At 49.3% G+C, this 13,189-nt stretch carries 7 protein-coding genes; all 7 read right to left on the bottom strand.

The features are described 5' to 3' along the window. Positions 1-127: 127 nt before the first annotated feature. On the bottom strand, positions 128-3,880 hold the full coding sequence (gene addA / locus SRRS_RS00440; RefSeq protein ID WP_371365210.1) for a helicase-exonuclease AddAB subunit AddA: 3,753 nt from the start codon (positions 3,878-3,880) through the stop codon (positions 128-130). Beyond that, positions 3,861-7,355 (bottom strand): helicase-exonuclease AddAB subunit AddB, encoded by a 3,495-nt coding sequence (gene addB / locus SRRS_RS00435; protein WP_371365209.1) that lies wholly within the window; start codon positions 7,353-7,355, stop codon positions 3,861-3,863. Before addB ends, addA begins: the two co-directional genes overlap by 20 nt. Beyond that, on the bottom strand, positions 7,352-8,950 hold the full coding sequence (locus SRRS_RS00430; protein ID WP_371365207.1) for a diguanylate cyclase domain-containing protein: 1,599 nt from the start codon (positions 8,948-8,950) through the stop codon (positions 7,352-7,354). Before SRRS_RS00430 ends, addB begins: the two co-directional genes overlap by 4 nt. Before the next feature lie 102 nt (positions 8,951-9,052). Next, positions 9,053-10,195: an iron-containing alcohol dehydrogenase gene (locus SRRS_RS00425; protein ID WP_371365205.1), complete on the bottom strand. Its 1,143-nt coding sequence runs from the start codon at positions 10,193-10,195 to the stop codon at positions 9,053-9,055. Positions 10,196-10,335: 140 nt separating this feature from the next. Continuing rightward, complete coding sequence (locus SRRS_RS00420) at positions 10,336-11,112, bottom strand: basic amino acid ABC transporter substrate-binding protein (protein WP_371365203.1); 777 nt, start codon at positions 11,110-11,112, stop codon at positions 10,336-10,338. 218 nt (positions 11,113-11,330) lie between these two features. Further along, entirely contained in the window at positions 11,331-11,849 is a 519-nt protein-coding gene (locus tag SRRS_RS00415) for a mismatch-specific DNA-glycosylase (protein WP_371365201.1), read from the bottom strand. Continuing rightward, positions 11,846-13,099, bottom strand: coding sequence for a metallophosphoesterase (locus tag SRRS_RS00410; protein WP_371365200.1), 1,254 nt, complete (start codon positions 13,097-13,099; stop codon positions 11,846-11,848). The genes SRRS_RS00415 and SRRS_RS00410 overlap by 4 nt, the downstream gene beginning before the upstream one ends. Positions 13,100-13,189 lie beyond the last annotated feature (90 nt).

Below are 13,189 nucleotides of genomic sequence, written 5' to 3'. Positions count from 1 at the left end.
TTTACTTCGAGCACACCTTTCACACAACTATTATGCCCTGTTTTATTAGGTTATATACATGCACTACTATACAGGCGAAAAAAACTCAGACGCGTACAAACACGCGCCTGAGTTTTTTTAGTTTCCCTTAACCCCAAGCATCAAGCTTAATTGCTTGGCCTAAGGCGAAGGCATATAGGTACTGTTCTTTTACCGGACGTTTTAGAATACGCTCAATAGCTACCGTATACATACTCAATTGGGCAGCGTACTTGGCTGCAAGGTCTGCGGCCGAAGAAGCTTTATCTGTTTTATAATCCAGCAGCACCAGACCATCAGCTTCGGCAAACAGGCAGTCGATAACGCCCTGGATAAAGATTTGTTCGCCACAGCCTTGTAAGTCAGGATAAAACTTTTCTGCCGGCAGCATTAAGCTAAACGGCATCTCCCGCCAAACCTGCCTGGCCTTAAGCATACGCCGGCCAAGCTCGGAGGCAAAAAAGCCGGAGATAGTCTGGACGCCCAGTTCCTTGGCCTGACCTGGCAGTAATATCTGACGCGCTTCAAGCGCCTGCGCCTGTTCGGCAATAGCCGCCGGTGTACATTCACCGCTAAGCTGGATATGCTGCATAACCGTATGCACCATAACACCATATTCTACCGGTGTCAGGCTTGATGTTGCCTGAAGGAACCGGGGCCTGGCGTGGACAACCGGCAGAGCAAACAGGGGTTCAGCCTCCTCCGTCTCGATAAGCTCCAGTCGGCGTTTTATCTCAGACACCGCCAACTTGGCCGGCTTACTGACAGCCGCCGCGCAGCCGTATTCCCAGTTCAGAATATCCCCAACCCACCCGGTTCCGGCACCGCCCGCAACAGGTTCCAATCGGCTGACGGCGTCAAGCAGCGCATCATCGGCCTGCCCATACTGTTCCAACGAAGCAATTTCATCAGCCCTATATATTGCCACCTTCCACGCCGAAGGGTGCTGTGCCAATTTTGCGGCAGGCTGCTGTGTGCACTCACCGTACTGCCGCAAAAGCTCGCCATCCGTGTGCCTGGCTACCGCCATGCCGACCCAGTCTAAATAGCTTTTGCCCTTCAGCACCTGGCTCGCAGGCAGCTTTTCTTCAGGTTCGCCTACAGTTCGCTGCCAAACCGCGCATTTTTGTGCCAGTTTTTTCGCTGAACCGACCAGGATAAGTTTTTCCCGGGCGCGGGTAAGCGCCACGTACAAAATTCTCAGTTCTTCGGCTTTAGTCTCAAGTGCCAGCTTATGTTGAATTCCCCAGCGCGCCGGTGTTGGGTAGCGGAATCGGAGTTCAGGCAGCGTAACATATGGCCCTACACCTAATTCCTTGTGGCAAAGCATTAAACCGGACGCATCCTGCATGTTGAAATTTTTCCCGATATCCGCCGTTATAACAACCGGAAATTCTAAACCCTTACTTTTATGAATACTCATCACCCGGACAACATCTTCGCTTTCCCCCAAAGCCCGGGCTACGGATAAATCTGATTCCTTATCCTTAAGCCGTTCAACAAAGCGCAGGAAGCGAAATAGTCCCCGGAAAGCGGTGGTCTCATACTGCCGGGCCCGGTCATACAGAGCCCGCAGGTTCGCTTGCCTTAGTACTCCGCCGGGCATGCCGCCAACATAGTCATAATAGCCGGTATCCTGATAAATCCGCCAGATAAGCTCTGCTACTCCCTTGCGCCGGGCTAAGCCTCGCCATACCGTAAACTTCTCGAGGAACAGCTTCACATGCGCCGGTGCGCCCTCGGTTTGGCAATATGCCTGCATAGCTTCCCATAGACTGCCCCGCTCCTCGCATAGCCTAAGTTCCGCCATTTGGTCTCCGGTTAGACGTAAAAACGGTGACCGCAGTACCGCCGCCAGCGGGATATCCTGGCGCGGATTATCAATAATCTGTAAGAGTGCCAGCATAATAGTAACTTCTGTCTCAGCAAAATAACCGGAGTCGAGTTCGGCATAGCAAGGAACCCCGTTTTGCCGCAGTCTGTCCTGCAGCACCTGTGCCTTACCTTTTACCGAACGCAGTAAAATAACAATATCCCGGTATTGCAACGGGCGATAACCGCCAACCTGTTTATCAAATGCATGGTAGCCGCCTGTCAACAATTCCTGAATACGGCGGGCAATCAGAATCGCTTCCTGTTCGAAGGCGCTAAGTTCTTCTTCCGGCAAAACATTGTCAACCGGTTGCCCGTCGGCTTCCTCTGCGCCTTGCTCGGCCTGCTGACCGTCCATGTCCCCGGTTTCCTCGTCGGTTTCAGCCTTATCCCTGTCAATAATCAATAGCTCTACCGGGCCATCCAGGCACTTAAGCTCGGTTGCCTGATAAGCGGGGCCGGGATTAAGCTGTTCGGCCTCGCCGTAATCAAGCTCGGCTGTCCTCTGGGTCATAAGCTGACCAAACAAGAAGTTGGCGGCATGCAAAACACCCTCCCGGCTGCGGAAGTTTTGACTTAAATCAATCCGCTTACAGCCAGGCATCGCTCCATCCTGATAGTTGCGGTACTTGTCCATAAACAAGGCGGGTTCTGCCAGCCGGAACCGGTAGATGCTCTGCTTAACATCACCTACCATAAACAAATTTGGCTGCTTCTCATTGGCAATGAGGCGAATAATCTCTTCCTGCACGCGGTTAGTATCCTGATATTCGTCAACCATAATTTCACTGAATCTATCTTTAAGCGACAGCGCCACTGCCGATGGTACAGCAGCCTCCGGCGAAGCACCTTTGTCCCGCAGCACAGCCAGACATAAATGCTCCAGGTCATTAAAGTCGACAACACCCTTACTCTGTTTGGCTTGCAGAAAACCTATGGCAAAAGCCTTAATAAGTTTGACTAAGCCGGCAACAAGCGGCTGAGCCTGACGTAAGTCAGCCATAAGTTCCGTACCGCTGCGCTCAAAATAAACGGCTTTGGCATCTAAGACCCGCTTTTTGGCCTTATTCCGCTGAGCCTGGAAATAGTCCTTGACTTCTTTTGTGATTTCCTTACCGACAGAGGCTATCCGCGGAAAAGCTGTCTCTTGCATAGCAACTGTCAGCACAGCCCAGGATTGCTTAGCGGCTACTATAAGCTTATCAATTAATTGAATGTCTTCGGCAAAGGTCTGTCCGTACGCTGCCGGGTTACCCGGCTTTACCGTTTCAGCCAGTAAAGCAATAAGCGCCTGACGGGCTTCCTCCCAATCCAGCATAAATTTATCCCGCACCAAGGCAGACCAGGGAGTATCGTCAAAATCTGCGTCGGGCGGCAATTCAAATGCCTCTGTCAGACTGTCCAGCCAATAATCCGGCCAGGGATGACTGCGGGAAAAATCATACAGTTTAAGAACCAGACCGGCTAGTGAATTGTCGCCATTTTCATCGCCATAATGTTCAATGAGTTCCAGGAAACAAGGCTCAGCAGTAAAATAGCCCTCCTCAAACACAGCTTCTAAAACATCACTTTTGATTAGGGTGATTTCGGTATCGTTGGCGATGCGAAAGCTTGGTTCAATCTCCAGCAGGTAGAAATATTGACGTACAAGGCTTTGGCAAAAGGCGTGCAGTGTTGAGATATTGGCAGCGTTCAAGAGCACTAATTGGCGTTCAACATGCCGCCTAAGTTCAGGGTCGGTTAACTCCGGACTATTTAGCGCAGTATTCAGCGCCTCGCCAATCCGGCTGCGCATCCCGTTGGCGGCAGCATTGGTAAACGTAACTACCAGCAGACGGTCAACGCTGAGCCGCTCATTTGGATCAATAATGCGGCCGATAATCCGCTCAACAAGCACCCAGGTCTTGCCTGACCCGGCTGCCGCCGCTACCAGCAGATTATGGCTGCGAGTTTCAATAGCTGCCTTCTGTTCAGGAGTACACTGCATCATCCTCGCCTCCTTTCCGCTTGCGTAATTCATTAATAATATCGATATCCTGGAGCTTGGCAAGCACCAGATAATCGTTTTCCGGCAGATTGGGGTCAAACTGACATACCGGCCGGAAAACGCAATAGCCGCATGGGGTATTCTTGTCCAACCGGTATGGTCTGATGGCGGTTTCTCCGTCCAAAATCGCCGCCGCCACCGCCACTAATTCCTGTTCTACATGGTCTAACAGCAGGTCAAATTCCTCAACCGTTTTGAGTTTATCCCGGCAGCTTTCATAGAAACCATTTTTCCCAAGCGCAATTCTAAAGAAATCCGACCAGCCATTCAGCGTCTGATCTAAGAGACCGGCAATGTTAGCATCAGCCAGCAGCCAGCCCGGCATCTTGAGTTTCGCATTAATCTCTTTTTCAATCTGCTCCGGTGTTTTTAGTGTCGCACCGGAGATAACCGGATTCTTCAAGAAATAATACAGTATCCCGGCAGGCACGCAGCCCTCCTCTCCCTGCTGAGCGCTAACAGCCACCAGCAGGTAAGTCAAAAGCTGCAGCTTAAGCCCGTAATACACCTCGGTTAAAGTAAGCCAGGCCCCCCCCGATTTATAATCAATAACCAGTACATATTGCTGACCATCATGTTCCACTGTGTCCAGACGGTCAATCTGTCCGACCACTTCCAGTTTTGTTCCCGGCAATGTCAGTTCCAACGGCGGTAAAGCACCCGCCCCCCGTCCAAATGACTGCTCAAAAGCTGTTGGTTTAAACTTGCTCACTTGTGCCCAGGCGGCTAAGCGGGTTACCGCACGGACAGCCCGGCGGGTTAACCGGGTTACCAAGTGCTCATGCTGTTTACTGCTTAATAAAATTTCGTTTTGCAAGCGGGGAGCCAGCTCGGTCACGATAGCGCCGCACAACTCAACAATCTGGCTCTGGGTGACATCTGCCCAGCTCAGGCCAAGTTCAGCCAGTCTGTCGCCAAACAGTTTCAGAACGGCATGCAGGAACTGCCCTAAATCAGGCGCTTGCAGCCGGTATACAGCCCGCTCCTTGAGCCCCAGACCATATTGGGAAAAATGTTTGAAAGGACAGGAACGAAATGCCTCAAATCTGGTCACGCTGCCCCGTAAAATACCATTTTTAACATATAACCGGGCAGGCAAACCAGCTGGTAACCGGTCAAGTTGATTGTGGTGAAACAGGCCCCCCAGGGCTGCCGTCAGCGGCTCTCGCCAGCGCGGCTGCTCTCGTGCCCAATTGTATACATCCCACCATTTATGACTAATCCGGCCTGTCTGTTTATACAAGCGGAGCGCACCTGTTAGCGCGGCTAATGACCGTTCCGGACGAGCCAGATACTCAGCTTCCCGCCCCGGAGGCGGTTCAACAGGCAAAGCGATGGGTTTTGCACCGGTAATTTCTTTAAGCCTTCTTACAATGGATGACGGCGCTAATGCCTTGCCTTCGGCGTCGGCCAGCGGATAGCTAATCCAAAGATGCATACTGGCCCTGGTCAACGCTGTATATACCAAAAACTGCTCGGCGAAAATATCGGCAACAGCCCCGCCGCCCAGTTCCAGCCCCAGCTGTTTTAAAAGTTCCCGGTCGCTGTCACTTAACAGCCCTTCATCCCGGCGACGGCACGGCAAAGCGCCATCAGTTGCCCCGGGAACAAATGCCGCCTTTATTTTCAGCCGCCTGGTTCTCTCCAACGCAGCAATTGTAACATAATCTAAGCCTGGCGGAATAAGACTTAACGTTGTCCCCTCCAGTCCCTCGCTTACAATGGCGGCAAACTCCTCCAGTGTCAGCGGCTGATCACCGAAAGTATCGACGATCTGATCGAAAAGCTCCACCACTTTTGGCCAAAGCTGTTCATGTTCCCGCGCCTGCTCCAGATCTCCGGCTGATTCAGCAGCGGACGCCCAGGCAACAAGTGTGTCCGGCACTCCAATCTCAGTTAAAAATCCATATACCGCTTGTACCAACTCTACCGGCGGCAGCCCTTGCCTGACAGCAGGTACCAGCTTTTCTGCCAATTTCACCAATTCAGCCGTGCTCCGGCAGCGAATATCATTAATTTGTTCCAAATACTCCTTGGCTGCGACGTCAGGCTCAACGCCCGCCCCTTCATCCTCAGCCAGGGAATACTGCCGCCGAAAGGGCCAGGCTTCCGGATTTGTCCAGCGTGAACCTCGAATACCAAATTCCAGGCAATAGTTTTCCAAAACGTCAACTTCATCCCGGGTAACCGGGAACAAGTCGGTCTTTAAACAACGGAATACCGGCTCATAGCTCCATTTTTCCAGTACGACATCAAAGGCTGACCGTACCAGCTCCGACAACGGGTGATGCACTGCCGGCCTGCTGCTGTCGCTAAAAAACGGTATGTTATAGTCTGTTAGTACAGCCGCCAGCAGCTCGGCATAGTTCTCGGTATCCCGGACAAGAATAGCCATATCCCGCCACCTCAGGCCCTCTTCCCGGCTGAGCCGTATGAGCTCACAGGCCATGGCCTCAGCTTCTGTCCTGCGGTTAGCGGCTTCGGCTATGGTAAAGCTATCATCAGCCGCTATCGCTGTACCCGTTTTTTTTCCGCTAAAGAACTGCTGCTCAATAGCCGCAAGCACCGGCCGCTTAAAGCGATGCGGTACAGGCAGTTCCCGCTCTAAAATCTCGGCATTCAAGCTTGACGCCAGTTTCTTAACCTTGTTATACGTCTCCCACTGTCTGTGAAATAAGGACTCTTCATGGGCGTGGTGCGGATCGTCAGGCATGTCCAAACAACTTGTAACTGTAACAGACTCAGCCGTCTGCAAAATAGCAGCAATTACAGCATATTCCTGGGGAGTAAACCAGGTAAAGCCGTCAATCCACACCTCAGCCTGGTTTAACAGCGTAGACTCCGGGATTTTTTCGACCAATAAATTAAGATAGTCCTCCGAGTCAATGTAGCGCCCTGCCAGAAAATCTTCGAATCCCTGATATAAGAGCGCTAAGTCATGAATTTTACCAGCCAACACCTGACTACCCTGGCACTCTTTTGCATTGGCTTTTGCCGCCAGCATCTCAGGGACTATGCCGTAGGTCTTGAATTCCTTAACAAGCCCCTCCACAGTCGCCGCAAAACTCTTTTCCGACGCCGCCCGGGACAACAGTTTGAAATTAGGTTTATTCTCCATTAATAGCCGGCTAAACACCATGCGTTTGCCCAATTCCGAAATTGGAGGCCTGACCGCACCGCCGGTTTCATTAAGCACCCGGTGCGCCAGACGGCGAAAACCTACTACATGCGCCCGCATAAAGCCGTTTTCCGGACATGCGGCAGCTAAGGCCCGCTCAACCTCATAGGTAGCCTGCTCAGGCACGATAAAAATAAGCGGCTGGCCGTCAGGCGACTCGGCCAGCCGTGTTAAAATTTCCTCAAAACACTGCCAGGTCTTACCGTATCCGGCTCGACCTAAAATAAAGGTAAGCTTCAAAAGCCGTCCCTCCTATAGCGGTTTTCAACAAGCCCGCAGAATATAGCAACAAGCGCCGGATCAAACTGACTGCCAGCCTGTCGCCTTAGTTCGGCGACAGCCGCCTCAGCAGGTAACGCCTTCCGGTAAGGCCGGTCACTAGTCATAGCGTCATAGGCATCGGCAACGGCAATAATCCTGCATTCCAAAGGAATTTCCTCACCCTTTAGGCCGATGGGATAGCCGTTTCCATTCCACCATTCATGGTGTTTTAAAATAAAATCGGCGATGGGAATCAAGTCTGAGATCGACTGGGCAATGCGATAGCCAATATCTGCGTGCCGCTGCATTTCAACCTGTTCTTTCAAGGTAAGCGTCCCTGCCTTAAACAAAATCCGGTCAGGAATACCCACTTTGCCAATATCGTGGAACTGAGCCAACAGCTTAATATCATCAATCCGCCGTTCCGACAATTCCAGCGTAAACGCCAAATCTCCGGCGAAGAGCTGCATCCTGTCACCATGACCCTCAGTTATGAAGTCACGCACTTCCAGCGCTTTGATCAGCGCTTTAACAATGGCGCTGCGGGTACTGCGGCTGCGATGCAGCTTTTCCCGATACATATTGTCGTCGGCTTCCCGAAACAACTCATCCATATGTATTGCAGCGCCGTCTCCACTGCCACCGACAGCATAGCCCACAGACATACTTAGCGGCAACTCCAAATGGCCGACATTATACATGTCAACCGCATTGCGCAATTTATCGCATATATCTTCTAATAGCTCACTGTCAGCATCAGACAGCAGTATAGCAAACTCATCTCCGCCTATTCTAGCTGCAATATCGCTGCTACTTATATTGGCTTTAATAATCTCAGCAGCCGCATTGAGCAGACAATCTCCCTGCTCATGTCCCAAGGTATCGTTAATCAGCTTAAGTCCGTCAACATCGCATAAAATAATGCCAACTATCTTTTGCTTGGCAGTTTCCAGTCTCGCCATTTCGCGTTTAAAATAAGCCCGGTTGTATAACCCGGTTAATGCATCATGATAACTAATATACTGTAGTTTTTTTTCAAACAAACGGCGTTCCGCCAACTCCTGCTGGAGAGCAGTATATAACTTCGAGTTTGTCAGCGCAATGGACGCCAAATCGGCAAACCTGCTGAGAACATTACATTCTTCTATACTAAATTCCTTGGCATCGATATGCCCTAGGCCGATTATACCGACTAATTGACCATTGGCTTTAAGCGGCATACCGATGACAGAATATAGAGGCTCGTATTCTGTTCCCGCCATGCGCATAGGCCAGGATGAATAGTTATTAACAATACAGGTTTCGCCGGTTAAAAGTACTTGCCCCATAACCCCAAAACCAGGAGTAATAACGTTACCCACATGACCAACATAAAAACCTAACGCAACTTTTAACGTAAACTCGTTGGTGACTTCATCAAGCAAAGCGACAAAACCATTTTCTGTACCAACAAGATCTCCGGCCTGCCGTATCATACTCTCAAGCAATTCCCTTGTCTCAAGGTTATTCATAAGCGCCAATGCCGTATTATGCAAAGCATTAAGATATGCATTTTGGCGATAGATATCGGCCATAATTCATCCCTGTCTTTCCAAGGTTCTCTTTCTCACTGCCAGAATTATGCTGTATTATTCGCCGCTATCAACCAGTTTCCTGCTGGATAAATATGTAAAGATTTATTTTCCTGCGTACATTTTTTGGAGCATTCGACTCACCTGGTCAGGAGTTGCCGGCACAGGGTTGACACGAGTAGAACCTTTGAGGCAGTTAGCCACCAACTGTTCAAATCCTTCTCTAAATTGAGCCTCTCTAATACCGGCTTGGGCCAGGTTCTCCGGAATAATCAGTAGTTGATTAAGCTCTTTGACGGCAGCTATAAACTGCTGCCACCCCTTCCGTCCGATACTTTGTGCCAATTCATCAAGCCGGGAGGCAACCGTGCTGTCCTGCGCGTTATGTTCAAGCACATAAGGCAAAGCAATAGCATTAAGCAGGCCGTGCCCCAAGTTAAATTTGCCGCCAAGAGCATGAGAAATACCGTGAGCCATACCCAAACCAGTATTGTCAAAGGCCAAGCCGGCAATACACTGATAGTAATGTACTTTTCCCCGGCTTTCTTCGGTCTTTTCCTTAAATGAAACCGGCAGCCAGGCAAATAGGCCGGCAACCGCGCCTTGTGCCAAACAGCTGGTAAATTCATCGGAGTTTTTATTGATATAACTTTCCACAGCATGTGTGACTGCATCCATACCTGTCTCAGCCACAACATTGTCAGGCATCGTCATAGTTAAATCGGCATCAAGAATAGCCAAATCTGGAATAAAGGCCGGTGTTTTCAACCCAACTTTTAAGTCAATTTCGCGAAAAGTAATAACTGCTGCTTTGGTTACCTCAGTCCCTGTGCCGGAAGTGGAAGGAACAGCAATAAACCTCAGATTTTTGCGGGCGGACGGTAATTCGCCGGCCTGCGCTCTGGCAAAATCCAATTCCGGGTAGTCATAAAACAAAGCCATTACTTTAGCAGCATCAATCGATGAACCACCGCCCACAGCTACTAAAACGTCCGGTTCAAATTCCCGCATCTTAACTAATCCATCCAATACGGTCTGGGTATCAGGATTTTTACTAATGCCGCCATACACTAGGGTCTGACAGCCAATATCGTGTAAAATTGTCTCTATCTTAGCGATAACGCCCGAGTTTTGCATTGCACTGCCACCGGTGACAATAAAAGCACGCTTAGCATTACTGTTACCAAGCTCAGCAATAGAACCACAGCCGGTAATAATGGCCTGACCGCCTAACATAATCTTTTTCATCAACATCTACTCCTTATTTTAGCGGTAATAGATTATTAATACTTCTATCCTATAAATATTGGCTGGAAAAGACAAAAATACCTGCCTATAAAAGAAAAAGCTGTACCAGCAGTTCGCTGATACAGCTTTAGGCAGCTTACTTATTGTGGCTTTTTGCCAAACCATTTTTCGTAGATTTTAGCATATTCGCCATTTTGTTTTATATCATCAAGTGCTTTGTTGATTTTTCCGGCTAATTCGGTGTTTTTCTTGGCTACAGCAATACCGTATTCTTCGGCATTCAGAACCTCGCCTACCAGTTTAGCGTCTTTATTACCGCCTTGGGCTAAGTAGTATTCATTTACCGGCAAATCGTTAACAACGGCATCGGTACCGCCGGCTTTTAACTCAAGATAAGCTTCGGAGGCACTATTAAATTCCCGAACTTTAGCGTCTTTAATCTTCTTGGCTTCTTCGGCACCAGTAGTGCCAATTTGCACGGCAAGACGTTTGCCTTCTAAGTCCTTAAAGCTCTTAATGGTATTGTTATCAGATTTTACTACAATGGATAAACCGGATTTGTAGTAAGGTTTAGAGAAGTTCACTTTCTTAGAACGTTCATCCGTAATGGTCATAGCCGACGCAATTACGTCAATTTGGCTGCCCTCCAGTGCCGGAATCAGGCCGTCAAAGCCAGTATTGACAATTTGCACTTCCATTCCCATTTGTTTGCCGATGGCTTTCATCAAGTCGACGTCAAAACCGGTGTAATCTTTGCTCTTTTCCTCTTGGAACTCAAATGGAGGGAAAGTAGCCTCGGCACCTACTTTGAGAACTTTGGCAGCAGGCTGAGCTTGTTGACTGCCGCCGCAGCCGGCAAGACCTAATGTCAGCACGAATACGGATAAAATAGCAAAAGCAATCCATTTTTTAGACATAATACATACCCCTTTCGTATACACAATCCTTTTATAATTATACAAAACTTAGCCATTTCCCGCCAAGCTCCACAAACAGCCGAAATAAACAGAAAAACAGACACTTGCTTGAAGAAACGCCTGTCTTATCTCTTTTCCTAATGATTGTAATTAAGCGGAATTTCTATCAGCGGCTTGACGCCCAGCCCACTTGTACTTTTGCGGTGCACAAGCGAAAATCAGGAGTGACTACTATCCTGGATTAATCGCGCTAACTCCTGATAGTACACCAATTGATCTTGAAATAATATTCGGGTTAGGCCGCTGGGAGAAGGTACCACAAAGTCGATAACCCCCTCCACAATTCCCACCGGCTGCAGCCCGCAGCGAACACCAGATTGCTTAGCAAATTCGCGGTAAACGCCTACCCCGGCAAAACAAGCAATAGCCGGCTTATACAGTAGCAGTTTTTCTTTAAGCTGCTCGCGGCCGATGTGATATTCTTCTTTCGTTATCTCCGCCGCTGTCCTGCTGGGGCGAGCCACAATATTAGTAATTCCATATCCGTAACGCAAAAGCGTACTATCTTCTTCAGGCTTAAGCTGGTACGGCGTTAACCCGGCTGACGCCAGCAGCTTCCAGAATTTGTTGGAGTAACCGGCAAAGTGATGCCCGGTTTCCGCCGACCGGCATCCTGGGTTAAACCCGATAAATACAACAGAAATACCGGGAGCTAGTATATCCGGTACCGGTCTCATAATATGATACCATCCCTTTCCCTGATACTTTGTCCTATTTGTCCGGCCTTTAAGGTAAAGATACTAATTTCCGCCGGACAGCCAATTCTCAGTGGCAACCAGTGACCGGTACCAACACTGACATACCCATAGGAACCGCCCTCACGAAACATACCGCGCATATATTTATACTCTACCGGTAATAGTGATCTGCCAAAAATAGCTACCTGTCCGCCATGCGTATGCCCGGCCAATGATAACGGCACACCGGCAGCGAAGGAATTATTAAAAAAATCCGGATGATGGGCTAAAAAGACAGTAAATGCTCCTGTCGGAATACCTTTAACGGCTTGCGCAAAATATTCCTGCCGTTTAGCCTCCTGTTCTTGTTTATTTTTGCCCCAGGGGTAATCCACTCCGGCCAGGTAAAGACCCTTGCCTACCGTTTGATTGCTATTTTCCAATACAGCAATCGGGCTGTTCGCCAGTGCTCTGCGGATGCGGTTGATATCCCGGAAATACTCGTGGTTACCCCAGCAGTAAAAAATTCCATGCGGCAACAGTGGCTGAAAAGCCGTCAACCGCTCCATTGTTGGTGACAACAAATCCAAATCATCCACTAAATCGCCCGTAATGGCCAACAGCTGCGGCTCCTCTTTTTTAACCAGAGCCAACACTTTATCCAATCTGCTCATGCCAAAAAACGGTCCTATATGAGTATCGCTGATTTGAGCAATTTTAAAACCATCTAACGCTAGGGGTAATTGCGGAAAGGCTAGCGTATATCTGTTAATAACCATATGAGTATCTCCCCCGATTACTCCATAGGCACTGACCGCCATCGGCACCGCAGGAACGGCAGCCACAAACCCTTGCAAAAACTGGCGCCGGGTTATACCCGTAGGCTCATCCGGGGCCGAGGCTTGCCGCCTATCCGCGTTTCTTGTGACGGTAAACTTCCTGACAATAAGCCTGCCAACATGGCCAAGCAGCAGAACTAGGAGCATAAATACCAAACCAACCATCCATACATATGCCGCATAAATAAAGTATCGAAACCAGTCGCCGGGGAAACCGCCGGCCGGACGCAGCCACCTGCTAAAAATAAGAACGCCTACAGTCATAGCAGTAATACTCCAATAGGCATAGCGTACCTTTTTCCCGGCATACGCAGCATGCCATTTAGGTAAAAGTCGCCCTCCCAGCCACATAATTCCCGCTAACAGCAAAAAAATAACCAACATCGCAAAATAAGACGGTCCGTGTTGCATGTATACCTCCAATCGGCACAACTCTCAGTTCCTTGCCACAAATGCTACTTTATATAGTTTTTCCCTAAAATACTTTTAGTATAGTCGATG

The sequence above is a fragment of the Sporomusa rhizae genome, from assembly GCF_041428845.1.
Lineage (GTDB): Bacteria > Bacillota > Negativicutes > Sporomusales > Sporomusaceae > Sporomusa > Sporomusa rhizae.
The sequence above is the reverse complement of the archived record's forward strand: the minus strand, read 5'-3'. Positions and strand labels throughout refer to the sequence as shown.

Excerpts from the sequence above, each read along its gene's own strand:
- addA (WP_371365210.1), bottom strand. The coding sequence starts at position 3,880 with ATGATGCAGTGTACTCCTGAACAGAAGGCAGCTATTGAAACTCGCAGC.
- SRRS_RS00430 (WP_371365207.1), bottom strand. The coding sequence starts at position 8,950 with ATGGCCGATATCTATCGCCAAAATGCATATCTTAATGCTTTGCATAAT.
- SRRS_RS00425 (WP_371365205.1), bottom strand. The coding sequence starts at position 10,195 with ATGAAAAAGATTATGTTAGGCGGTCAGGCCATTATTACCGGCTGTGGT.
- SRRS_RS00420 (WP_371365203.1), bottom strand. The coding sequence starts at position 11,112 with ATGTCTAAAAAATGGATTGCTTTTGCTATTTTATCCGTATTCGTGCTG.
- SRRS_RS00415 (WP_371365201.1), bottom strand. The coding sequence starts at position 11,849 with ATGAGACCGGTACCGGATATACTAGCTCCCGGTATTTCTGTTGTATTT.
- SRRS_RS00410 (WP_371365200.1), bottom strand. The coding sequence starts at position 13,099 with ATGCAACACGGACCGTCTTATTTTGCGATGTTGGTTATTTTTTTGCTG.